Genomic DNA, 24,918 nt, shown 5'->3' on the forward strand with positions numbered 1-24,918 from the left:
AAATTATCCCTACCTGCGTTATGAGTTTTGAAGTGAGACAACTATCTCCTGCAACTCATGCCTTAGTAGTGCTAATTTTTCCTGCGCAATACATGCTCAATTAATTAATTCCATTGGTATACCCTTATCCATTACACTGCTTAATATTATCTTCCTGCAATAGGGAAGCGTCCCATCATTAGTTTTAAAATCCACTGCATGCGCTGGCTATCCGTCATGCCATTTGGGCCATCTAAATTCACGAAACCTTGTATCGCAGAGCGCCAGTATACTTTTTGTAAATCAGGATCTAATAACAATAATAAGAAACTGCCTTTTTCATAGCGAACATCTTTTATCGCATCGCTGTTTAAATGCGGTAACAATCCAAATTTACGTTCAATTTTTGCATCTGCTACATCATTTTCAAGTGCAAATAAAAAGCCTACAACCATATCGGCTTTTGCTCTGTCCGCTTCATAAACATAGCCTTTAGTCGCTAAATATTTAATTATTTCAGTTTGCAGGTAGGCTCTTATCTCATTTTGATTTTTGTTTGCAGACGCAGATAAAACGTAACTATAACTGTCATCCCATGAAAATGTGTTAAAGGCAGGCAATACTTGTGCAGGATCACCACTACTGACCACGGTTAATCTTTGTGTTTTTTCAGGTGACTTCTGACTCACAGGGGCAACATCATTGCTTGGCGAAGAACATGCAAACAAAGCCAGCAAGCAAATGTATATAAAATATTTTTTAAACATATAGCCTCTCAATTCCATCTAAAATAGTGCATTGATACTAACTCAAAAAGTAACAATGCACTCTATTTATTAAAACCCTGATCTCTTGTTTTTATATTAGTTTTATACTTCAATCTCTTCCGTTACAAAAGAAGCTGCCTTTTGCATCACTTCAATACCAGAGCCCGGTAAGTGACCATTCTCACTTAAATGTCGACGCCACGCACGCGCGCCCGGTAAACCTTGAAACAATCCCAACATATGTCTTCCCATATGGTTCAGATAAGAGCCATTACTAAGCTGTTGCTCAATATAGGGATACATCTGTTCAAGGACTTCAAAACGCGTTAACGGTTTTTTTGTGCAGCCAAATAGCGCTTTATCTACCTGACTTAATAAATAGGGATTAGCATACGCTTCACGCCCAAGCATGACGCCATCTAAATGTTGTAAGTGTGTTTTGCATTCATCTAAGGTTTTTATCCCGCCATTAATGGCAATCATTAATTGTGGGAAATCTTTTTTCAGCTGATAAACACGATCATGATCTAAAGGTGGGACGTCACGATTTTGTTTGGGGCTAAGTCCACTTAACCACGCTTTACGCGCATGTATAATAAAGTTATCACAACCTTTAGCATGCACCTTAGAGATAAAATCACATAAAAATTCATACGAGTCGAGATCATCAATACCAATACGCGTTTTGACTGTAATAGGCAAACCTGTCGCATCGCGCATGGCGGCAACCGCATCGGCAACGAGCTCTGGCTCAGCCATTAAACAGGCACCAAAACGTCCATTTTGCACGCGATCAGAAGGGCAACCTATGTTTAGATTTATCTCGTCATAACCCCGCTCTTTGCCCGCAAGCGCAGCTTTTGCTAAATCAACGGCAGCAAAGCCACCCAATTGTAAAGCGACAGGATGCTCAGCATCACCTTTTTGCAGGTAATCCCCTTTGCCATATAAAATAGCACCCGTTGTTACCATTTCTGTATATAACAAGGTTTCTTTACTCAAAATACGATGGAAATGACGACAATGTCTATCCGTCCAATCAAGCATCGGAGCTACAGAGAATCTATTTGAAACGTGTTTTTTATTTTCTTTACTATTAATCAATGACTTAACCACCTAAAACTGCGATAACTCTAAATCGAAGTTTGTTATTATGTGTTGTTTTGCTATATTTCTCATTACAAATGATCCCAAATAACACCCCAAATCGATCCCAAGCTGTTATTTATGATCCCATTACTAACATAGCGTTTAATAGAAAGTATTATACATGGCATCTGTAATTATTGAAAAAAGAGTTGGTAAAACAGGCAATATTAGCCACCGAGCAAAAATACAGCAAACGCACGAAGGCAAAGTGATTGAAAGACTCTCTAAAACATTTAAAACAAAAATACTTGTTTTAAATCACCTGAAAAATCTCATTCCATTCGATATTTTACAGCTTAGCAAATAGCAATACACTACTAATAACTGAATACAGTGCTAGCAAACAAGAAAGAGAAGTAAATGGTTTCCTAAATATAAGTTTTTTGAACTGATAAGCGGGGGTCATGGAATATTCATCTATGGGAAAGCCGGTCTGATATTGTTGCAATACACGTCGGAATTGGAGAGCATCTTGATATCGATTTTCAGGCTTAACAGAAAGCGCTTTACTTAACACTGCCTGTAACTCTTTATTGCTAATTTTTTGCAAATCTCTTTGCTCAAGCTGATTGCTAGTTAAAAGGTAAAACAGGATCGCTCCCAATGAATAAACATCCGACATCGCTTCACAGTGTTCTCCTGCCATTTGCTCAGGTGCACTCCAATTCTTTGAGAATGCTTTAATGGTTTCCCTGTTATCAACTTTAGCACTCGTTTTAAACTTCTTAGCCAGACCAAGATCTATCAATACCAAATGACCTTGGTGGTTGATAATAATATTCTGTGGCTTTAAATCTCCATGATAAATATCTCGATGATGCAAATAACACACAGCCTCGAGAAGTTGCATAAAAACATCTATTTTTTGTTTCTGATTGCACTTACTATTAGCTAGCCATAAATCTAAGGATTCACCATCGATATAATCCATAACAATACAAGCATGATCTAATACTTCAGATACACCATAAATACTGCAAATATTGGGATGATCTAATGCCATCAAACTTGATGCTTCACTAAAAAACATCGCAGTTCGTTGGTGACTATTTAACTTGTCACGTCGCAGGATTTTAACTGCCGCTTTATGAATTTCATTTTCTGTATGAGACGGGTTAGAAATAGTTTGTTCTGCATGGAAAACCAATCCCATTCCACCAGAGTCCGAAAGTAAACGTTTAATGCTAAACCCCATCACCTTCTGGCCGATGAATGATTGCCATGACGCGTGCGTTGAGATTGTTACCTGCTGTGAGATTAATTCACTACTAGAGAGAGGTATATCATCAACCTGTAACATCCTTTCTAACTCATCAGCTTTAACTGAGTCGATGTTTTTAAGCTTAGATAATTGTAACTGTTGCTCAACGGGGCTTAAACTAGAAAGCTCTATATACAAAGTGACAATATCTATCATTCTACTAACTTTACTCTTAACCAAGTAACTGCAAATTTTAAATCGTTATCCGCCGTTCGAGTCGATATCGACAGCATATCTGCAATCTGTTGATGTGAGATCATGGCAAAGTTTTTTAGTTCAAAAACTTCCGACTGCCTAGGGTGGTTTTCACGGAGAAGGTCTAATGCATTGACAAGATCAATACTCTCATCCCAATTAGGTTGATGCCCCGTAACCTGTGTTATTTCAGAGGCTAAAAAGTCTCGTTTTGACTGTTGTTTATTAACGAATGATTGGTGAGGTTTACCAAATAAAAGGTGCCAAACAGACACGCGAATATAATCAAAAAAATCGTGACGACTTTCAAAGGGTAACTCATCATTTCGCCAGCGATGTAATTTGATGATCGACTCACTAGCAAGCTCAGTAATAGAGGCATCATGTAAAATAGTTTCGTTAGGTTGTTTTTTTTGCAGATATTTAGCCACAATTGCACGAATATCTTGATACGCGTACTCAAGAAACTCCTTACTTTTGCTTTCATCCCTATTCTGCCAACCAATCAATAATTCAGTTGCATTATTTAACTCTTTTATCGACACCTAACACTCCTTGATATTCATCGTTAATAAAATGAATCATCATCTATTTCTCTGGTTATTTCTAGTCATTCCAACTATTAATGTTAACTTATCTCGTTAATGCTCAATTCATTAAGGTTAAGTATGCAGAGTTTATTAACTGATGAGTAAGTATCTATCCAAAAGCGGTTATTCACTTTAACAACAGTTAACACGGGTGTATGCCCATGTACAACATAATCAACAGAATTAATGGTTAAACAGCCCCCTTTTTCTGTCAACGGGCGACTCCATAAGGTTTGCCAAATATCATCGTCCGATAAAGTCCCGCTTTGTAATGTCGACCAATCACGCGTTGCAGATGCATGTGACACACCGACTGTTAAGCCATTCACCGCAATGGTACGCGTTAATGGCATCGCTATTTCAATCAGCGTTTTCCAACGCATCAGCAGATCAAAGCGATCTAAGTTGTCGGTTAACCATTGCCCGTTGTCTGATTTTAAATGGTCCCAAAATTTAGATGATTTAAATCCCAGTATAAAAAGTTGCTCATGATTTCCCATTACCGAATAAAACCACTTCTCAGTTAATAAATTTAAACAACCAATGCTGTCGCTTCCTCTACCAATTAAATCACCAGTGCAAAATAACCTATCTAATTTAAAATCAAATTTAAGAGAAGCCAGTTGCTTAAAAAGTTGCTTCAACTGCCCGTGAATATCCCCGACAATATAATCGTTACCGACACGGTTAAGGGCACTATAAACATGTTGCTTGCGTGGTTTAAATTGCATGACAGTCTCCATGAATAAAGGTGAATCAACATCCTTTGATGGCAACTCACATCAGAGTCTCTATTTATTTTTGTATGAGCTTTTCCCAAAACAGAGTATTAGCTTGGTAACCAGGTTTCAGCATAGTAACAATAACCATCAGCAAGCTCCCCATAAACAGATAAAAGCCAAAACCAACCTCATCGATAGGCAAACTATAATTTTCGCTGCTACGACTTGAAGTATGAATAACCGATTCAGAAATTACTCCATAAAAACGCCAACCAATTGCCACCAGCAACACGAAGATCAAACCGCGAGAGACAGATTTCTTTGCACCAAGCAAGTAACTGCAAAGTGTCACAATTGCAATAATATAGAGCCATGCGGGTGTTGATTCACTTAATGAAAATGAATGTCCCCAATATTCACCGAACGTAAATAGACTACTAAACATCAAACCACATAAGCTACACACCGCAAAGAAGTTCATTAACTTAATACTTGATGTATCTGCTTTTAATACCCTTTTTGCTGTTTCATCGAAAGCTGCCTTTGCCTTATCCAGCGTCTGTGATTGCTTCAACTCTGTTGATAAATTCTCTGCTCGTTTTTGTGCTTCATTCACCATTTCAACCGCTCTGCTTTTAATGGTCATAATAGGGTTTCCTTTTAATATTAAATCGTCATTAATATAATTTTTAATCGCGAGACTTATTAACGTTAGCTCACGACTTAATTGATAATATGCTCAGGTGACGTAAACAGACTAGATTTACGCAACTTACTGATAAATTTATTTTCAAGAAAACCATGACAGTCAGGCCTTGGCTCTTGATAACCATATTTAGAACTGCATCACGTTATTTTTTAAGGTTTCCATATCAAGTGAAATACCATCGTTATCAGCCTGCTCAGTGATATAGACAAACTCACACTTATTAATCACCTCTTGTTGGCTTTTAGATATGCGTTTCGTGTCTTTATGTACACCCGCTTCTTTATAACAAACATTCATCATTTTTATTTTTGCTTCATATTGGCTATCCCATCCGCTTAGCCAAGTAAGTTGATCCTCTTGAGTTGATGAACCACAGCCTGTTAACATTAATGCAACGAAGCCAGTAGATAGGATTAATTTACACTTGTTATTTAAAAAAATTTCATCATTGACCCTTAATAATTTAAGCTTTTAAATTACTTAGCAAGTTTGCTAATGGGATAATAATACCGAAAAGGGACATGCAGCGCAGTGACATAACTATGAATTGTTTACGCAATTTTTTATCTAAGAAATGAGATTAAAGAGGATGGTACTGAATTAATATAAAATACTAACATCAGTAACATGCTGAAAATATAAGGTTAAAATGAAATATTTAAATGATAATTTTTGAAATATTTCCTTTAGATAAAAATTCTAACCAGGTAATCAATGAACACACTTTATAAACGCACCATAATGCAACCGGGATAGATATCATCAGGAAATAACATTTAAACGAGGCCATTAGGTATTTAATTAATATATCCAATAATTATCTCCGATGAACATATAAAGTGAGTGATTAAATGAGTACGCGCACTCCTTAAAGAATATTTATCATTAAATGTTCTTTTGATTTAGGCTGCATATACGCCGCATTATATCCACACCATACTTTTCTACAGCAGGATATAATATGTCTAGGTCAAAGTAATAGCATAATGCTTTATAATCTATATTGTGAACATACAGATTTTAGGTTTGAACAAATTCCTGGAATGACTAAAGTACCGAGTATAATAATAGAACAAATACAACATACAGCGGATGGGAGCCCTGAAGCTGATGGTTACGAACAAGCCAAAAATATCGTTAATACAGGTACTTTTAAAAAAATCATCAATACTCATACAGCATAAATTAACAATGATTTAAAATATTATTTTTTATGTTTTAAATCATTATTCATCTCAGACACGGTCCAATTAACATGCTCATACATCGCCTCTTTTGCTAAGTCTAATAGCATTTGCTGTTTTGATGGCGTCATAGGTCCCGAGAGAAGAGATTGAGCTCGTTCATATAACTTATCTAGGCTTGAATAGCCTTTTGCCGTTGACTCATAACCAGCCAGTTCTCGCCATAAAGCAATCACAGCACCGATCATCAAGCTATATTGTACAAGCGCCATTAACCATTGATTAAATTCACTTAATAGGGATATATCAATAAAATATTGAATAGCCATCAATAGTAATAATAAAAAGCCATTAAAAATGGCTACGTAAAAACACCTTTTTGCCCATAATGCTATTTTATTGGCCGCAAACTGAGGCCTATCATAAAGAAATTCGTTAATGTTACCTGCTGTATTTGATAATCTTTTTTGGAGGAACGTTCGCTGAGAGTTAATCCATTCGGTGTTAACACTTTCTTGTGTAAACTGAAAATCACCACGCCACCAATCAAGTTCAGCAACGACTATAGCGTGATTGAGCAATGTAAGATGTGCTCGGTATCTTCTTGGAATTAATGGAGATGAAGAGGGGGGAACATTGGCTAAATTTAAACACCTTCGAATTCGCATTGCCTCTGCAACACCCCGTGCAAGTTGATATTTCCACTTTAAGTCATTACGGGCGGCATAGCGTATGAGACTTCCCCCTAGCAAAATGGCCAAAAGAATAGTTAATACAAGCCCACCACCTAACTCAGAGTTAACAAAACCTCCCACCAATTCGTAACAAATAAAGCCAGGTAATGCGATTAAAAAGAAGGTGATGACAGTTTTTCGATACTGTTTTTGATATTTTTTAGCAATTTTGTCTGCACAGTTAAAGATCCCTTCACTCGTATTAAGGGCTTCCCTTGTAGCAGAGGTGATACTCTCTTTTGATTTACAAACCATCTCATTATATGTCGAGAGATCACTTAATAAATGAGAAAATTCCTCAGAAATAAAATAAGCTAATTGCTCCGTCTTTTGGTCATTACCTTGAATGCTATCGTAGAGAGCGCCAATTGTAGGTGGCTGTTCACAAGAAGAAAGAGTAAAATTATTCGCAAAATTGCTCTTTTCTAAGGGAGGCTCAGCGGATAGATGTCGATAACGTTGAGTATGCAGATGATGTACTAATCCTGCAATTTGACCATCAAAATCTGATATTGGGCTCAAGGATTGATTGTGCGTGTGTTCTGGCCACCCAATAGAACCACCAAGTTTGAAGTTGGTGACATCAGCAGTCCCGCCTGCGCCGACTGCTTGTAACCCATCCCAAAGAGATAATAATACATTACAGTATTTAGCAACAAATAAACCTTGGTTTATATATAAGCTATTTCTCAGTTCGCCATACTCAGTATCGAACCATGCGAATTGTTCTTGCTCCGGACTTAATGCATTTTTCACAACGAGTATTTCATTATTTGAATGAAATATTTTATCTAAAATAGTTTGTAACTGTTGCGGAGCATTAGGTGCATAAGCTAAATTCTCAAAGTCTTTTTTATAATTAGCTTCAGGCATCGGCAAGCAACCGATTACTTTTATTTCCCCCTCTCCCCATTCCTGTTGTAGTTCAAGAGCCACTTCAGCAACGAGTAGATCAGCACCAGCGGCTAAGCCCGTCAATAACCAAATAGGTGAATTATGACCGACACGTTGATGCCAATATTCCAGAGAAGCACGAATATCACTTTTAAGCCCTGTATTGAGTGGCACATCAAGTGATTCGGCAATATCTCTATGTCCTGTGACGCCAATAATAAATGGTAGAGCAGTTGAAATAGAATGTTTATTAGTTGGCATTAAACGTTTTGTCCTTTCCGTTAAGAATTGGTTCTGCATGTGTATTCACACTACATTCTTTAATTTCATAACCTGCATTTGCTAAATAATTGGGAATATACAAAATAGAATAGAGATCATAAATTATTGTTAATTGGAGTTCTGGCTCAGTAAAATCTGCAAGAGGTTTTAAACAAGCATGGTGCTTTTTCTTTTTCTTATTGTCTTTCTCTTCGTCATTTTTTGTTGGAATATCACTATACTTCCAGCCATTTAAATAATGAAATGCGTTCCAACGATTGTGCTCTGCCCGAATAAGCTTTTCTAACAAACAGATATATTCAGTTGGAAAGTATTTAATCTCATAGTCCTCATCTGCATAACATTTATCTAACTCTAATGAGTACTCAATAATTTTATCTTCCGTTAGATCGCCACTGTTGGAATATATAATTGGTTTAAATAGCTCCTGATTTAATATCAGAAGTTTTTCAGAGCTTACTCCGTCAACTTTAACTTTCTTTAACCCCAAAGCTTTTAACTTCATATCAATATGTAAACTTTGAGATTTATTAGATAATTTCTTGTGTAAATTTGCGGTGTTATACCATCCAGTATTAATTTCAGTTTGAACATTAGGATCATTTAGATCTGGTAGCATTTCAGGCTTATACTTGTTTGCGTACCCCTTATGAATAAGCTTTGCAATTAACTCATGTTGTTCATCTAATACATTTTTACGAGTACAAATATTTTTTACATCAGCAAAGGTATAAAACTGTTTAAAGCTCCCTTTGTCAGCATCTATAATTTTGCTCATATTATAATTATTGAAACTAGCAAAACTGATGCGCGTTGTTAATGTCTCATCAACTGATTTTTCCAAATATGTTTTATTAAACAAATCAGCAGCAATACTCAGGTTTCGCCCTTCATCGTCATAACAAACAACAACATGGGTTAAGTTATCTTTAAACCATAAGGCATCATTCTCAAAATAGGAAAGCGTTTGACGGTCACAATTAACGGCCTCTAGAGCAAGCACATTTAAGATACCAGGATAACGCTTAATGACCTTCTCTTTAAAAGCAGATGCCTGATTATCTACTAAGTGAATAGTCAATTTGTTTTCGTTAGGTAAATGAGCAATTTTAGCGGTTATATTTATTAGATTAAGCGCAAGCTCTCCATCACCAGCGACCACGATATGATATTCCTCATCGCTATCGATGATTTCACGCCCTGCTCCATCGACAAAATTATCTTTAAAAAATGTTTCCGCAGCTTCTTCATAAAATGAAAACGTTTGTATGTCTAATTGAAGTGTTTCATTTTTAGCGTTATTGGGATTAATAAAGTTTTGGTGGAAAAGTGCATTCAAATCTTGGTTAATAATATGCACAACCAATTTTAGCGGAGTTGATCTTTTATCTTGTTTATATTGCTCAATAATGATTGTGGCTAATTCAACGTTTAAACGGTCATTACCTAAAGCGATAACGCCACTCTGCATCGTTTCAAAGTTTAATATTGCTAACTTTTTATCGTTAAAAACATCTCCCGCTACTACCCCCATACCAAACTTTCTAAATAGATCTAGTTTGTCATTTTGTTTGTTTTTCTCAAAAATCACATAACGAGGATTATTGGCTGCCATTTCACTATTTAATAACGCACGATTAAATTCACCAAGGCCAAAAACAGTGACGTGCTCTTTTTGTAATATGGCCTTAACTATTTGCTGGTTTACCGCATCTTTAAAAAAGATTAAAACAGCGATTACAGAAGCAGAAACAATTGATGCAAACTCTAGTGCTTTACCGATTGAATCAGAAATCCCACCTACAGCAGAAAAGCTCAACGCAAGCCCAAGCTTCAATATAAAAGCTAATATACATACCGTACCGATGGTAATGGCTTTATTTTCTAGCAAGTAATAAACAATGCTTGGGGATTTTTTAGTGGTATTTTTATTCATAACGATCCTAAATTTATTCAAATGAATGATATTTATCTCTTGGGTACTTATCTAAGGTGCCCCATCGACTCATCGTTTAATAACTTAGAGAAATCAAGAAGAAAATTATGGCAATCAGTAGTGATCCCAATATCTGAAATACTTTTTGCATATTCAATACAACTCTCAGAATTAGTTTTGAATGGTAACTTACCTGTATCGGTTTCAAACAACTGATCAAAGAAATTTTTCCACTTTGTATCAAGTTCAATATAACTAAGAGCGTTGAGAAAATGTTTAAAGTCTACTTGATTTGAATTTTCATTATCAGCAACGTATACACTCAAATCCAACCAATGCTCTAACGTCGCTTTTATATTAGTAGTACTTATGTTTTCTATAGAACGAATGAACTCCACACTACCGTCAAAAAAATAGACTAAAGAGGGTAACTCTAACTTAGATTCAATAATCATTTCTGCAAAACTTAACTCTTTATCATTGTAAATAGTTACAATTTCATAAGGTGTATCATCTGTAAAATCACAGTTTGTTAATATCTCTTTAGCATGACTAGTAATTCGATTTTCTTGTTCAAAATCACAAAAAAAGATAACTTTTAATTGGGAATTTCTTGCATTCATTTCAGCATTAGTAATTCGTATAAAACCTTCTTGTCCAGCATTATTTGCTTTAGGTAACATACTATTTATTTCATTTAGATAACGCGTTACCTGCTCGCCTTGTAGGTTTTTAGTTTCTACAAAGTTAAACACCTCATCTTTTAATTGCTCTGCCTCAGCTGATTGCAGATGAAAGTTAACTTTGTAACTCAATACGAGATAATCTAAATATTTAGAATCTAGAGCTTTACTTTCATCCTTCTGCATTATTTGGGTTAATACTGGTTTTACCTTATCTAGATTACTTAACGCAGACTCAAAATCGTGTTGAAACTCCTGTACATACGCAAGTTCTAGACAGTTTTTTATGAATTCATCAACTAATAAGTTTTCATTAAAATTAACATATTTATCAAGCACGACACTTACTTTAGTCAAAATCTCTAGCGCTTTATTAATCCCATCACTCTCATGATGAATATATATATCTGAAAGGGTTGTTAAACTTGATACATAGCGGGAAACGTATGTTTCAGGGTCAGAGTCGATTAGCCTTTCAGTAAGGTCAATTACTTCTATAAGTAATATTTGTGCTTGAGTATAATCAGAGATTTTGTTGAAATATGTTGCTAAATTATTTGCGATCACGATGTATAGGTCTTTCCAGTCGCATAATATCAAGTCATTTGGCATATTCCATTCACCATAAAACAACTCTTTTATTATTGCCCAAATATCACTCAATATAGTTTCAGCACCCTCTAGTTGATTTAACCTAATGTATGATGCGGCTAAGTTATTCCCATAACCTAAATAATCTTTTGGTGATTGGTTATATTTTTTATATGCATCCATAGCCATTTCATATGCTTTATGATCAAATGCTAGCGCTTTACTTTCTTCTCCATATTTTTTAAACGAGATTGATAACTCTTTTAATGCCATCATGTACCCGTTTCTATTAAAATGCTCAGCTTTATCTAATAAGTAAAAGTGTTTTGTGTAATAAAAATTACACTTTGCAAAAGCAATTGCATCAACCTTATTTAATTCGCTACTTGATTTAATTGTTTTTAGATCATGTGCCCTTTTCCCGCCTTGCGAGGCAAGAAAATTCATAAAGAGACTTAATATTTCATCATCTTGATAAAGCGTGTAATGATTCATCGAAACCTTGAGGTAAAGCTTTTCCCAGGAACTTAGAATTTTACTGTTTTTTGAGTTTGTTGATATCAACACCTGAATGGCAGTAATGATACTTTCATGCTCGACCTTAGCGACAAGGGATAGTTTACACAGCTCAGAAAATTCACGCTGAGAAAAAAACATAACCGATTGGTCATTAACTTTCTTTCGTGAAAGAAACGGTTTTAGCTTTGAAATCAATCGACTCCAATGAATTAACGGCAGTTCACTAGTTGTATTCTGGTGGTACTGTTCCGAAGCGACTGACTTTATAAAGGTTTTATCCGTATTAATAAGTTCAAGTAGTTGGTTTTCACTTAAACCATCCCGAGAGGCGAATAGGTAGCCTAATACACGATTAATGAAACTAGCTTCATGGTGATAAACTGTAGAAAGACTGTCTATGTATGCTTTTACAGATTTTTGTTGTATTGATTTAAGGTGTGTTAATTGGCTAGTTGTAATAACCTCTTGCTCAGGTGCTGAATCTATACTTTTTAAGTGTTTAACTTTTTGAGCTAACATATAAGCATATAAAGGGGTGCGAGTTGATTTAAGCTGACTTTCAATATATTTTAATTGGTCTTCTTGAATAGTTCTTTTTTCCCATCTTAACAACTCAAGTAGTAACTGAGTTCCACTTTCAAATTCTGGCATTTTTGTAAAATTCAAAGTTGAACTTTTTCCTCTTAAAGTTTCATAAGCAAGATTCTCTTTGGGATATATATCATCTTTTAATACAGAGATAACAACTTTTATATTAGTAGGTAGTTGCTTTGGTAACCATTCAAAATCATCATGATTTATTAACTGGTCGATTGCATCAATAAAAATTACAACATCGCTTTTTATCAGATTAAAATTATACAAAACATGTGGAATTTGTTTAAACGCTTCTTCGTTTTCATCTAATGAGAATAAAGTATTTGAATCTGATAACTGTTTAAGTTCAGAAAAAATTGAAGTTAATAACTTACTCCAAGAGCTTGAATTAGCAGTTGCCCCGACAAAGCGATAGACTACTTTTTTAGGGGAGTTCAACTCAGCCAGCTCAATTGCCTTTGCTATCAAGGCTGATTTTCCACTACCTGACTTGCCGTAAATAACTAAAGGTTTCTGATTATCATCTGATATATAGTCTGCGATCTTTTGTAACGGCTCCTCTTGTCCCAAAAAAAATTTACGTTTGTTACTTGCAAAATATTTTTGTTCTTTTTGCTCTATTTTTAAAGGTGGTAACGGTTGCTTACTTTCTGTTTTTTTTTGCTCATCAATTTTTGACTCAAGAAATTGAGTAACTCTTTCCTGAAAATCCTGCAAGTAGCTTTCATCGAGCTTATTTTTCTCAACCTGCTTCACTTCTCTATGTAAGCGATTTTCTGGTCGCAAGAGCACACTCACTCTATCACTAAAGTCTTTCGCATTCCCTTGGTCAGCATCATCAGCAATAAATGTTTCTGCAACTTTTGAATTTGGATCAATTTTTCGGAAAAAACCGAAAACATGTTCAGCATCTATCTCAGGCCTTATTTTTAATTTTTTCTGGGAGTCAGTTGGTTTTAAATAGGAGATAATCCCCTCATTGACTTCAGCCTCTGTTGCCGAAGTAAAATATTTATTTTTTTGGTCTCGACTAAGAGTGGAGCTATTTGCTACATTTTGTAAAATTTGTCTTAACTTACGTTCTTCTTTTTCCCAGCATTCAAACGCTTCAAAGTCACCGGTTCTTTCTTGTAAAATATATGATGCGGGTAGTTGGTTAAGATCTTTTAAATACCAGTTAGCTAAGTTTTGCTTTTCTTGTTCAGTCATTAGCACACAGAGCATTTCAAACTCTTGCGCTTCAATAGCATAAGGAAGTGGTATCCAACCATAACGGTCCCCCAACATCACTAAAAAGTTAGGGTGCTTGTAGGTTTTACATGCTTTGACTTCGTCCAGACATAGCTCAAGTGTCTTTTGATCCAACTGCGCTTCATTGCTGACACCCCATCTTAAATCGATGGGTTGAAAAGTGTAGCCTTGCTGTGCTGCATAGTTTTTTATATGTGGAAATACGTTGCTTTGTAAAACTTCTCTTTCTCGCTTGAAATCACTAAAGGTTGAGCTTATAAATAATCTGAAAGTCTTTGAGTTCATTGTTACTTATCCCATGTATTTATTGACCTTTTCACATAAGCATAAAAGGTATTAATAACATTGTTTTCCATAGTCGTTATCGAAAGCTATTAGTGAAAATCACAAAAACAGAGCTTCAATCTCTTCGCCAATTAATGATTCTTTTTCAATTAATGTATTAGCAATAAGATCTAATTGTTCACGGTGTGCAATTAATCGAGCTTCCACTGATGACTCTGCTTCAAGTAGCCATGATTTTACGGCTGTTTGCGCCTTTAACAGTAAGTCGCTCTCTTCAAATTTAGTTAGTAACCCAATGTTTATTGGCCCAACAGAAGCATCTAAGCCTCCTTCATAGATTGCATGCATTGCTAACCGGGTTGCTTTTTCTATGTCTCCTGAAGCGCCTGAGCTTACTTCATCGAAGGATCCGGTAAATATTTTCTCTGCAACACGCCCTGCTAATAACATCTCTAAGCGATGCTTTACTCTTGTGCTCGATAAGCTTTCATATTCGTCAGCTGCACGTGTCGCAACAAAACCTAATGCATTATTGCGCGGTTCAATGGTGACAAAGTCGATGGGTTGCTTGGGAAATAGAAGTTTTGATAGTAATAGATGACCAGCTTCGTGATACGCCGTTCTATGCTTCTCTTCTGCACTCAACACAATATGATCCGAGGGTAAACCATAGGAAACACGTATCATAGTTTGTTTAATACCTTCACTTGTTAAGGCTTTATTGTCACCGATTGCCTGATATATAGTTTCGCGGAATACTTGCTCTATTTCAGCAGACGACATTCCCTGAGATGAAGATACAAGTTGTTTCATCTCCTCTTTAGAAAACGCGATTTGATGCTTTTGGGAAAAGCGAGTGAAAAAATGCCTTCTTGCTTCTACATTAGGCAGGTCACAATAAATAGTTTCATCAAAGCGTCCAGGACGAACAAGAGCCGGGTCTAGTAATTCAGGATGATTTGTCGCTGCTAAAATAAAGATAGGATCGCTTTGCGGCGTGAACCCGTCCATCTCTGTTAGCAATGCATTAACCGTTAAGTTTCTATCTCTACTCGCCCCTTCTGCTGATCCTGAACGCTTTCCTGCAATCGCATCAATCTCATCAATAAAAATAATTGAAGGTGCATATTTACGCGCTGTTGCAAATAATTTTTTAATATTTTCAGTCGTACCACCAGCATGGCTTTCAGACAGTTCGGAAGATGAGACACTAAAAAAAGGTAATCCGCTTTCTCCCGCTAATGCTTTTGCTAAAAAGGTTTTTCCTGTTCCGGGTGGCCCTGCAAATAGAAAACCACTCGGCACTTTCACTCCAAAGTTGGCTAACTTTTCCGGAGACTTGAGCCAGTTAACCACTTCTTTTAGGCGTTTTTTAGCCCGTTCTAAGCCAACAACATCATTTAGTTTTAGCGTCGGTAGCGTTTTTTTAAACAGCTCTCCTTCTTTTAAATCAATACTTTTTATTAATTGAACAACTGAAAGTTTTTTATAAAGAACATGATATACATCATCTTCTTTACTTACTTCGCAACGATATTGCAATTGTTCATTTCTACGTTGCATATTAAAAAGCTTACGCTCTGTCTCAAGGTAGTATTCCACCCTAGTAAGCATTTGACAGAAAGAAGCGGACAATTCATTAAGATCAATACTAAAATGTTCTCGTACCTCATGAGGTAATGGTTGTGCTGCCTCATGATTATCCACATCGAGAATACAATAGGTGAAAATAGGGGTTTTGTGATTCTTTTTAAGTAACTCTGAAATGATCCCTTTTAGTTGAATGTTACTCTTCTGGGCAGTCTCAACATCAATTAATAGAGCATCTGGATGACTTGATTCGATAGTATTATGAAGGCTTTCCACACTGGCACACAATGTAATTCCTTTACCCTCTTGATGTTTTTTTACCTGATCAAAAACCCTTGAATCATCATCTAATAATAACAACTGGATAGGTGACGACTGTTCATCTTTCTCTGATTTATCAATTTCAATCTGGAAATTAACCGCTAAAGAATCTTCTGTAAAGAAAGGTATAGCTCGACTTAATATCATTGATTTGTGCTTAGCGAGATTGTTTGTTAATCCTCTTACTGAAATATCTGGAGACATACTTTGCAACATCAAACTCGCAAAATCATGAGGCCAATCATAAGTGACATTCGCTTGCGCTGTATCTATTTTCTCCACTTGCATTTCAGCAAGCCTCACTAAGTGATTTACTTTTAAATCAGAAAATAAAATAGGAAATCCCTTTGCTAAGCGATTAATGAACTCTGGTGATAATTTAGTTTTATTAGATGGATTTTCAGACTCCTGTAGTAAATCAAAAATACTTAATTTGTTATTTTGAGTATTATTTTTTAAAACATCCTGCCCTAAATTGGTAGTGAAAATAATAATGCATTGGCTAAAGTCGATCTCTTCTTGACTGGTTTGATCTTTTACTGTCCCGGAGTCTAAAATTGATAACAGTGATTGTATTACCACACTGTGAGCTTTTTCAATTTCATCAAAAAGAATAATTTGCCTTGGTTGAGCACGTACTTCAGAGGTTAACATACCGGCACTTCCACCCGAATACTGTACCCCGGTCCCAAACAATTTCATTCCATCTCTTTCGTCCGAATAGTTCTCCATATTAAAAATATTAAAAACATATCCAGTTTTTTCAAAATTATTCAACTCTTCTTGTAACAGCGATGCTAAATAAGTTTTCCCTACACCCGATGGACCGGCAAATGTAAGTATTAAACGAGGCCCTTGTTGCGCTTCAATACTAGATGTTAAGTATCCTTGGCATAAACCTTCTACTGCTAATTCTTGACCAATCACCTTATTATTAAGGCTCTGTTGTATTTTCTGGCTAGCTAATGCCGTTTTCACTGCGCTATTGCCATGCTGATTCATACTAACAAAAGCTTCAAATGGATTATTTGATTGTGTAAGTAATGCATAAACAAAACTATCAATGTTAAGTTTATTGCTGTCTATTGCAATTGAGAAACACGCAAGAACGGGACCAGATAACTTTAAATTTGTAGCAAAGTGTTTTGCGTATTCATACCACGTGGTAGAAGTAGACTCGGATGAACGCGTCGTGACGTTCAATCTTAATTTTTCACGTAAATTATATACATCATGGCTAAATACAAGCTGATAACTCAGGCAATTCAAAGACACTGAAATTTTATTTAATATTTCTTTGTGGTTAATAATAGCACCTAGCAGTAGTTGCTCATCAACCTCTAGTTCTTCATCTTTCTTAATATCTTCAATACTATTTATCTTTGGATTTTCAGAAAGGTAACAAGCACACGCTAGGACAGCTAACTCATCAAATATCTCTTTATCTGTTCCACTGAGCTGAGGATATACTTCAGAAATAACAAAATCGTTAGGTAACGGTTTACTTTCGGTAGCTACCTCAAAATCAAATTCGTCACAAATTGTTAAATCATCTAAGTGTTTAAGCTGCGTATTTATAAATGTTTCAGAGAGGGAGTTAGTCGTAATATGATTGAACAGGAACTCAAAATCCTTTTCTTTATCGAAGGCCTTTCCTTCTTCCTTCCCTGAAAGGTGCTTTCTCATATATTCACACAATCTTATTAGATCATAGCTTTTACGCTTCTCATCATTATTTTCAATACAATCAAATAAGTGAATTAAAGGTTGAATCCCTTTCATTTCCAAAATTATATTAAGAAGCACGTCTGCATCTTTAATGTTGACATTTTTTGCCACTAAATAAAAAAGAGATTTTTCCCTGTATACTAAATCATAACGAACAAGCCTACGCATAATCGAGGGGTCATTAACTGTTTTTTCAACGAGTAATAATAGTAAAGGTAAAAAAGTATCCGGCTCACTTAACAGTTTGTTATTAAGGGAAGAGTTTTGGAAAAAAATATTAAGATGGTTAAAGCAGGCATTAATAATTCTTAATTGACTCATTATCGAAACATCCAATTTGTATTGTTATTGAGCAGCAAAAACATGATGCTCCTCGTACATGTGAAGGGTTTATTTTAGAAATATTCATTTATTTAATATTCCTTTCTATTAAAAAATAAAAGCTATTACCAAGCTTACTGATCATGCGGCATCAACATTCATAACAATAAACATTAATTAACATCACGTTAAATAATGTTTATTCATCTATTTTATAGCACAACAAGCTGATGTTTGGCCATCGCCACTGCAAACTACTGAAAGTATTATCAATTACATATGGATTATTAATAGCAATAAGGTTAAGTTGACAATATGATGCCAGTGGATTTTAAAATATATCTTTAGCTATCGCTTTTTGGAACCAATACTCAGACTTTTCCTTATCCTTTTTCACTCCAATTCCATCCAGATAAAACTTTGACGTCAAATATTGAGCTTCTAAATCACCTTGTAGCGCGGCTTTTTTAATATACTTGAACGCCTCACTATTTTGAGTCCCATATAAAGTATAACCATACATTTTTTGACCTTGTGGATGGTTGTCATTTGCTGATTGTTCAAACCAATATTTAGCTTTCTCAAAATTTTGCTTTACGCCAATCCCATGCATATACAAGATAGCCACGCGAATTTTCGCTTCGCTATCTCCCTTTCTTGCTGCTGTTATTAAATATTGGTAAGAATGTTTAATATTCAACTTTTCAAAATAGAAATTTTTACCCGGTAGAAGATATAAATTGTCCCAGTTAGTTTTAGATGTATTCCCTCGCTCTTTTTTTGTAGAAACGCTTACTGTTGGGCTTTCTCTTTTATTCTGGTTACTTTTTATTTCCATGCCTTCAGGCAATACGGTTGTCATTGATCTAAAATAAAACACCACAAATGTAACTACTAAACCAATCCCAAAATTCCGTAGCACTAATAAAATCGGAAAGTTTTTCTCTGTCTTATAATTTTCGATATTCGGTTCAACGTAGTCATTTACAACAAGGAGTAGAAGGCCAAAAAATTTCACTACGATTCCACCAAAATACCCCAAAATAGCTGTCTCAATTATTATTAGAAACCACTCAGCTGAACTGCCATCACTTTGAGTAAACATATATATAAAGCATAAGGCTGGAACCCATATACGCGCAAAATCACAGACAATAGCAATCAGATTAAGCGTTATATATAGGTATTTACGTAACGTGTAAATTATCATCTCCATGATGTTATATCCTGTTTTATGTTTGTTTTAATCGAAAATATACATAGGAGCGTATTTCCGAAATAGTACATTTTATTGATGACTCTCTCCCGGATAGCTGCGAATAATTTATCACCATCATAGTCGAACTTGAGCTGTTGGAAAATCGTTCCACATAACGGAAAATACACCTTAATCCTTGCATCAGCACCTCGTTTTTACATAGCATTCGAGGCTTGAGATAAGCCATAAAAGAAAGTCAGGATCACATATGAATAAATGACGGCACAAAACAATGCCCTATAGAATAAATATAAAAATAAACTAGACTCACCAGTGAAATCAGCATTTAAGCGCATAAGTAATAAAAAGCAGGCAACTATCGAAAAAATAGTGTAATCAACACCACCTCCCCACCAATAGGTTAGTAGCCCAACAAAGCAAGCTATAACTAATCGATAGATACAAGCGACTGAATATATAAAAATCATTACTTTACCCTTTCTTTTTATCTTTAAGCATTCTTGCATATCGATACTCAAACAACTTAGAGAATGTCTGATCTGCATCGAATAACATCCTCTTTTCTATCTTTGAGTTGAGTTCAACCTGTCCTGAAATAGGTTTAAAATAATAGACACTTAGCCGTGCCCCTTCTTTCACCAGTTTGTAGTCCAGGCTAAATCCTTCACAAAAAACTCGACGCCAGTAATGATCGCTATATATACTATTTCCTCTTGAATAAACGCTCGCACTATACCGTTTAAAACAACCGAAAAAAGGAACAATAAATGTATTTACACTCATCGAGTGAGCATCAGGAATAGCCTGCATAGTAGGGCTTGATATCGTTTTAGCATTTTTTGTGAGGAATACTTCTGGTAACAATGTCGTGGGAAAATAAAATATAAAAGCGATAAACATTAACGCATAGACAATCTTATCTATACGCTTAACTACTTCAAAGTCGCTTGAATTTCGACCAAACATAATAACTGTTTCCTTTGATTTTAGTTAAAAACTCATTCAGGCTAAAAAAATATAATCCAACAACGACGCACATTACGTTTTCTTCAATATCACTTTTCGTAATGATTTAATCAACAACATTTCTAATATGCCACTATTAACGGATGGGTTTCATTAGCTGACAAATACTCTTTACTATACAGAATCTTAGCAACGATATACTATGGCTAGGTATTGTCAATTTATTGACTAGAACTGAGTAAATTAGTTCAAATACTATTTAAATACTGTTCAATCTAAATTTTATACACAACTACCTCTATCCCATTCTACGACGGAACGATCACGGAAAGCGTGATAATGTTTAGTTTTGAATAAATGGCGACCAAATCAAAATAGGTTATTAATTGCTCAGTGACAACTCAAAAACGCCGAGCTTGATCATAAAATTTGATTTTTTTATTAGACGATTATCGTGCAAAAAAAGCCAACAAAAAGACTTATTAACTTAGTAAGCCTTTTTGTTATCTGCGTGTAAATGATATTAATAATGCGTTACTTGACCTTGATAAGTAACATTGTAATTATGTAATGGTGCAAGAATAATAATATCCGTATATTTTTCACTAAATGAGATATTAATAGTACCCGCCTTTCCTTCTTCACCTACGTCACAGTTTGAGTTTTCTTGTAGAATGGCAAAATCAAAAATATGCCCAGAGCCACTTAAGTAAAAATTCTCTTTTGACATCGTAAGGTACGAAGTCTCACGTGCAACACCTGTGATTGAACATCCTGAAGAGTCATCAACAAATACAAATTCACCATTGCCATTATAAACAAAGTCACCATCATTGCTTATTGGATGAATGTCAAGCGCATCTAGCGTTACAGGCAACCCTTCGTTCAATAAACCAGCCCAAGAACTAGCAGATGTTTTCTTTATTTCTACGCTATCTTTTTCACTAACAAGATCGAATGAAACAGATGGAGTTTCTCCAGACAGGTCGAAAGTGACCGTACCATCAAGTGCGTTACGATCTGCTAGTAACCCGAGATTGTCAAAGCCATCTAGGAATCGCTTAAAGCGTACACTGCGAACAATTTGTTGATTATCATCCACATTAGAACCGTCAAGAATTGCAATGTAGGCCTCTGATTCGTACATAATACTCATAGTCACCACATTCTCAGAAATCGTTGCTAACATAATAGATAAATCACCCGCAAAAGGGTTATCAGTCGGAAAGAATTGCCACTGTAACATTGACTTATTTACGCCTGTAGAGGCTTCATCCGCTATTTCAATATTAGGCAATTCAGGATCGATTATTCCTTGCGATGTATCGTTACTAGCACTGCCACATCCAACTAAAGGGATTAACCCCATGACAACCAACAATGTTTTAAATTTCATATTACGTCCTTTATCTATGTTTACTCATTAAATTTAATCGACAATAATAAAAAAACAAGGTCAACAATAGGGACGTAATAAAAAATTATTTACGCAATTTATATTTATTTTCCAATTATATTTATGGGTGTGATCTTGTCGTAATTTACAAATTAGAGCCTGTAATGCTCAAATAAATCTGACTACAATTTTGTTGTCTTTCAAATAAAACTCGAAAGCTTTTGATGGTATTGTGAAGAGGATCAAAAGTACAAGAGCACAGCGTGGTGCAAGTAATTCTTCGAACTATCGAAAGTGAAATGTAAAACGAGGATAAAGCCAGACTGCATGATTGATTATTTGCGCTGGATAACGATAACCGGCGTAGATATTAGAATTTTTCATCGGGATATTATCGCATAACTCATACGGAGGTTGTTGAGTTGACAATACCTATCTTGGATATGTTTGATATCCAAACGAGGGGTGACAAGAACATTCTAGAAATAAAAAAACAATAAATAATTAGACACTTACCTTACAGAGGGTATCTAAAGAGTCTCTTCTAAATAACCCACCCCAACAACCAGTTGATTAATATGAAAATAAATTAAAACACCGTCCAATCATGCATGGGGGCTACGCTAAAGCGGTTCGATGGGTGATGGGTTCGTCATTATATTTCTCTCTTTATTCATGTGCTAGTTTTGCTTTAAATTACACTGCGTTACGCGTGTTTCGTTAGAGTACACATTGAGGCATAAGAAAAAAGGGTATCTTTATCAATACAACACCAGCCTAAAAAGGAAAAAATACATTTTCAAAGCAGTGGCACTAAAAAGAACGAAAGAATAATACACCGAGTTACTACAACATTCAAAAAGAAAGAATTGCCTCTAATATTAGAAAAACAGAATTAATGCGCTTAATCGCTTTCGCGTCACTGCCATAAAAACATGTTCAGCTGATCTATTCATTTATAGTGTGATTTTAATACGAAAAATAGAGCAATAAACAAGCCTCAACGTTGATTAGCTTATGTCTTTATTTTCAAACCAAGCTTGCATAAATTCTACAAATTTTGCTAATTTTGGTGGTGTATAATGACGACTTGGATATAACACATAAAAATTTAATTTAGGTAGCGGATAATCAACTAACAACTCGACCAAAAGCCCTGATTTGATCTCTTTAGCACACACAAAACTAGGGAAAAGGCCTATCGCATTTCCTTGTAATAAGGCATCTCGAAGAAATATCGTATTATTGGCTTTGAGGTTTCCCTTGACCGTAATACCGCCACCAATGGGTAGTTTGTTTTTACTATTTGCTAAACTGTAAAGATAAAAATTGTGCTCACTGAGTTGCTCTGGGCACTCTATTGGGCCATGGTTTTGTAGGTATTTAGGCGTGGTCACTAAGTGTAAACTAAAAGATGCAATCGGCTTACCGACATAATTTACGTCGATAAAGGTACTTGATACACGAAACCCTATGTCATAACCTTGAGCAATCAGATCAACGGGCTCATCACTTAAATCAACATCTAATTCCACTTCGGGATGCAACTCAGTAAAGGCTGCAAAAGCAAGACTCAAATCAGTTATCCCGAGCGTCATCGGCGCATTTATTTTTAAGCGCCCTTTAGGCTGACCTTGCATCTCTTGCACATAGTCATGCGCTTCTTGATCTGCACTAAGGATCTTACGGCAACGTTCTAAATATCCCAGACCAATTTCCGTTAAATGTATTTTACGCGTCGATCGTTGCAATAGACGAGCACCGACCATTTGCTCTAATTTACCAATCTCTTTACTAATAAGAGAGTTGGAATAATTCATTTCTTCAGCTGCCTGTTTAAAACTACCTGTTTCAGCAACTTTAACAAATAATGCCATTGATCTTAAAGTATCCATCATCCTCACCTATTGCTTAAATTCCAAAATGGAAACTAACTATACACGTATTCATGCTTTTTCTAGCCGATTTTAACTTGTAAGCTACATTCAAGATAAAAACAGCCAAATTCATTAACATTGAGTTGATGAATTGGAAATAAATAGACACGTTAAATAGCAACGAAATGATAGGAACACAGCATGAAAATTTTTACTAAATCTGTATTAGCAAGTTTGATCTTTGTAGCCAGCAGTCAAATGGCCATTGCAGAGAATATTCTCGTCGTCATGTCAGACAAAGATCAGTTAAAACTAAAAGGGACTGATATCTATCAAACAGGATTTTATCTCAATGAGCTAATGCAACCTGTAAAACTTTTATTGGATGCAGGTCATACACTGACTTTTGTTACGCCAACAGGCTTAGCCCCTACCATGGACAAAATTTCTGACAATGCGATGTTTTTTAATGGTAATGAAAAAGCACTGCAGGCACATAAAACCTTGCTTAAATCATTAAAATTAGTTGATCGTATTGAGTCTCCCGTGATCAGTTTAAACCGCGTAAAGCAAATTGGTTATGATCATTTTGATGCTATCTATGTTCCCGGTGGCCATGCTCCAATGAATGATTTATTAAAAGATAAAAACATGGGCGCCTTGTTAACCTATTTTCATAATAACCAAAAAGTGACTGCGTTAGTCTGTCATGGGCCTATCGCTTTACTTTCAACCTTGCCAAATGCAGCGCAATTTGTCGCCTCATTAGAAGCGGGTGAAAATACTAAGAAACCATCTAGTTGGATCTATAACGGTTATAAAATGACTGCATTTAGTAATGCAGAAGAAGAAGCAGGTAAAGCTTGGCTCGGTGGCGGTGAGATGAAATTTTATCCGCAGAGTGCATTACAATTGGCAGGTGGGCAATATAGTCAAAGCGCTGAAGTTTGGCATTCTAACGTCGTTATCGATCGCGAATTGATCACAGGACAAAATCCTGCATCAGCTACCAATGTGGCACTCGCGCTTATTAAACGATTTGAGAAGTAGTTTTCTAAAAACAAATAATCTCATATAAGATCATATTACTGATTAATACGGTCTTATATGAGTCTACTCTCGCCAATAATATCGTCACGAAAACCTTTAATAATGGTGGATTTTAAATATCT

The 24,918-nt window shown here is 35.5% G+C and carries 18 protein-coding genes; 3 read left to right on the top strand and 15 right to left on the bottom strand.

The window, feature by feature from the left end; all coding sequences use genetic code 11:
• Positions 1-146: 146 nt before the first annotated feature.
• Positions 147-746: a DUF4136 domain-containing protein gene (locus PCNPT3_RS11945; RefSeq protein ID WP_015466113.1), complete on the bottom strand. Its 600-nt coding sequence runs from the start codon at positions 744-746 to the stop codon at positions 147-149.
• A 102-nt stretch (positions 747-848) separates the two neighbouring features.
• Positions 849-1,850, bottom strand: coding sequence for a tRNA dihydrouridine(20/20a) synthase DusA (gene dusA, locus PCNPT3_RS11950; RefSeq protein ID WP_015466114.1), 1,002 nt, complete (start codon positions 1,848-1,850; stop codon positions 849-851).
• A gap of 166 nt (positions 1,851-2,016) precedes the next feature.
• On the opposite strand from dusA, the gene PCNPT3_RS11955 reads away from it, so the two are divergent.
• On the top strand, positions 2,017-2,202 hold the full coding sequence (locus tag PCNPT3_RS11955; RefSeq protein WP_015466115.1) for a hypothetical protein: 186 nt from the start codon (positions 2,017-2,019) through the stop codon (positions 2,200-2,202).
• On the opposite strand, the gene PCNPT3_RS11960 is transcribed toward PCNPT3_RS11955, so the two are convergent.
• The 5 genes from PCNPT3_RS11960 to PCNPT3_RS11980 all read right to left on the bottom strand — a co-directional run bounded on the left by PCNPT3_RS11960 (position 2,185) and on the right by PCNPT3_RS11980 (position 5,759).
• Positions 2,185-3,312: a serine/threonine-protein kinase gene (locus tag PCNPT3_RS11960; RefSeq protein WP_015466116.1), complete on the bottom strand. Its 1,128-nt coding sequence runs from the start codon at positions 3,310-3,312 to the stop codon at positions 2,185-2,187. The two genes, PCNPT3_RS11955 and PCNPT3_RS11960, sit on opposite strands and share 18 nt — an antisense overlap.
• Entirely contained in the window at positions 3,309-3,896 is a 588-nt protein-coding gene (locus PCNPT3_RS13590) for an ECF-type sigma factor (protein WP_015466117.1), read from the bottom strand. Before PCNPT3_RS13590 ends, PCNPT3_RS11960 begins: the two co-directional genes overlap by 4 nt.
• Positions 3,897-3,979: 83 nt before the next feature.
• Positions 3,980-4,672 (bottom strand): metallophosphoesterase, encoded by a 693-nt coding sequence (locus tag PCNPT3_RS13595; RefSeq protein WP_015466118.1) that lies wholly within the window; start codon positions 4,670-4,672, stop codon positions 3,980-3,982.
• Between the two features lie 64 nt (positions 4,673-4,736).
• Positions 4,737-5,309, bottom strand: a complete 573-nt coding sequence (locus PCNPT3_RS11975) for a hypothetical protein (protein WP_015466119.1) — start codon at positions 5,307-5,309, stop codon at positions 4,737-4,739.
• A 189-nt stretch (positions 5,310-5,498) separates the two neighbouring features.
• Complete coding sequence (locus PCNPT3_RS11980) at positions 5,499-5,759, bottom strand: hypothetical protein (protein ID WP_015466120.1); 261 nt, start codon at positions 5,757-5,759, stop codon at positions 5,499-5,501.
• Positions 5,760-6,358: 599 nt separating this feature from the next.
• Here PCNPT3_RS11980 and PCNPT3_RS11985 point away from each other — a divergent pair.
• Positions 6,359-6,556 carry a hypothetical protein gene (locus PCNPT3_RS11985; RefSeq protein ID WP_015466121.1) on the top strand — a complete coding sequence of 66 codons (198 nt, stop codon included), beginning with the start codon at positions 6,359-6,361 and terminating at the stop codon, positions 6,554-6,556.
• Positions 6,557-6,576: 20 nt separating this feature from the next.
• Here PCNPT3_RS11985 and PCNPT3_RS11990 read toward each other — a convergent pair whose 3' ends face one another.
• From PCNPT3_RS11990 to PCNPT3_RS12035, 8 genes are all read right to left on the bottom strand, one after another.
• Positions 6,577-8,445: a hypothetical protein gene (locus PCNPT3_RS11990; protein WP_015466122.1), complete on the bottom strand. Its 1,869-nt coding sequence runs from the start codon at positions 8,443-8,445 to the stop codon at positions 6,577-6,579.
• Positions 8,435-10,402, bottom strand: a complete 1,968-nt coding sequence (locus tag PCNPT3_RS11995) for an NAD-binding protein (RefSeq protein WP_015466123.1) — start codon at positions 10,400-10,402, stop codon at positions 8,435-8,437. Before PCNPT3_RS11995 ends, PCNPT3_RS11990 begins: the two co-directional genes overlap by 11 nt.
• 47 nt (positions 10,403-10,449) lie before the next feature.
• Positions 10,450-14,328, bottom strand: a complete 3,879-nt coding sequence (locus PCNPT3_RS13600) for an ATP-binding protein (protein WP_015466124.1) — start codon at positions 14,326-14,328, stop codon at positions 10,450-10,452.
• Positions 14,329-14,427: 99 nt separating this feature from the next.
• Positions 14,428-18,288 (bottom strand): AAA family ATPase, encoded by a 3,861-nt coding sequence (locus PCNPT3_RS13605; protein WP_015466125.1) that lies wholly within the window; start codon positions 18,286-18,288, stop codon positions 14,428-14,430.
• Positions 18,289-18,619: 331 nt separating this feature from the next.
• Positions 18,620-19,504 (bottom strand): tetratricopeptide repeat protein, encoded by an 885-nt coding sequence (locus PCNPT3_RS12010; protein WP_015466126.1) that lies wholly within the window; start codon positions 19,502-19,504, stop codon positions 18,620-18,622.
• 474 nt (positions 19,505-19,978) lie between these two features.
• On the bottom strand, positions 19,979-20,473 hold the full coding sequence (locus PCNPT3_RS12025; RefSeq protein WP_015466128.1) for a hypothetical protein: 495 nt from the start codon (positions 20,471-20,473) through the stop codon (positions 19,979-19,981).
• A 523-nt stretch (positions 20,474-20,996) separates the two neighbouring features.
• The gene (locus PCNPT3_RS12030; RefSeq protein WP_015466129.1) at positions 20,997-21,869 is read right to left on the bottom strand and encodes a hypothetical protein; all 873 of its coding nucleotides are present in this window, start codon (positions 21,867-21,869) and stop codon (positions 20,997-20,999) included.
• 1,010 nt (positions 21,870-22,879) lie between these two features.
• Entirely contained in the window at positions 22,880-23,764 is an 885-nt protein-coding gene (locus tag PCNPT3_RS12035) for a LysR family transcriptional regulator (RefSeq protein ID WP_015466130.1), read from the bottom strand.
• A gap of 183 nt (positions 23,765-23,947) precedes the next feature.
• On the opposite strand from PCNPT3_RS12035, the gene PCNPT3_RS12040 reads away from it, so the two are divergent.
• Positions 23,948-24,796: a type 1 glutamine amidotransferase domain-containing protein gene (locus tag PCNPT3_RS12040; RefSeq protein ID WP_015466131.1), complete on the top strand. Its 849-nt coding sequence runs from the start codon at positions 23,948-23,950 to the stop codon at positions 24,794-24,796.
• The last annotated feature ends 122 nt before the right edge of the window (positions 24,797-24,918 follow it).

It is taken from the genome of Psychromonas sp. CNPT3 (assembly GCF_000153405.2).
In the GTDB taxonomy this organism is placed as follows: domain Bacteria; phylum Pseudomonadota; class Gammaproteobacteria; order Enterobacterales; family Psychromonadaceae; genus Psychromonas.

Coding starts and splice junctions, on each gene's coding strand:
- PCNPT3_RS11945 (WP_015466113.1), bottom strand. CDS start 746: ATGTTTAAAAAATATTTTATATACATTTGCTTGCTGGCTTTGTTTGCA.
- PCNPT3_RS11955 (WP_015466115.1), top strand. CDS start 2,017: ATGGCATCTGTAATTATTGAAAAAAGAGTTGGTAAAACAGGCAATATT.
- PCNPT3_RS11960 (WP_015466116.1), bottom strand. CDS start 3,312: ATGATAGATATTGTCACTTTGTATATAGAGCTTTCTAGTTTAAGCCCC.
- PCNPT3_RS13595 (WP_015466118.1), bottom strand. CDS start 4,672: ATGCAATTTAAACCACGCAAGCAACATGTTTATAGTGCCCTTAACCGT.
- PCNPT3_RS11975 (WP_015466119.1), bottom strand. CDS start 5,309: ATGACCATTAAAAGCAGAGCGGTTGAAATGGTGAATGAAGCACAAAAA.
- PCNPT3_RS11980 (WP_015466120.1), bottom strand. CDS start 5,759: ATGTTAACAGGCTGTGGTTCATCAACTCAAGAGGATCAACTTACTTGG.
- PCNPT3_RS11985 (WP_015466121.1), top strand. CDS start 6,359: ATGCTTTATAATCTATATTGTGAACATACAGATTTTAGGTTTGAACAA.
- PCNPT3_RS11990 (WP_015466122.1), bottom strand. CDS start 8,445: ATGCCAACTAATAAACATTCTATTTCAACTGCTCTACCATTTATTATT.
- PCNPT3_RS11995 (WP_015466123.1), bottom strand. CDS start 10,402: ATGAATAAAAATACCACTAAAAAATCCCCAAGCATTGTTTATTACTTG.
- PCNPT3_RS13600 (WP_015466124.1), bottom strand. CDS start 14,328: ATGAACTCAAAGACTTTCAGATTATTTATAAGCTCAACCTTTAGTGAT.
- PCNPT3_RS13605 (WP_015466125.1), bottom strand. CDS start 18,288: ATGAGTCAATTAAGAATTATTAATGCCTGCTTTAACCATCTTAATATT.
- PCNPT3_RS12010 (WP_015466126.1), bottom strand. CDS start 19,504: ATGGAGATGATAATTTACACGTTACGTAAATACCTATATATAACGCTT.
- PCNPT3_RS12025 (WP_015466128.1), bottom strand. CDS start 20,473: ATGTTTGGTCGAAATTCAAGCGACTTTGAAGTAGTTAAGCGTATAGAT.
- PCNPT3_RS12030 (WP_015466129.1), bottom strand. CDS start 21,869: ATGAAATTTAAAACATTGTTGGTTGTCATGGGGTTAATCCCTTTAGTT.
- PCNPT3_RS12035 (WP_015466130.1), bottom strand. CDS start 23,764: ATGGATACTTTAAGATCAATGGCATTATTTGTTAAAGTTGCTGAAACA.
- PCNPT3_RS12040 (WP_015466131.1), top strand. CDS start 23,948: ATGAAAATTTTTACTAAATCTGTATTAGCAAGTTTGATCTTTGTAGCC.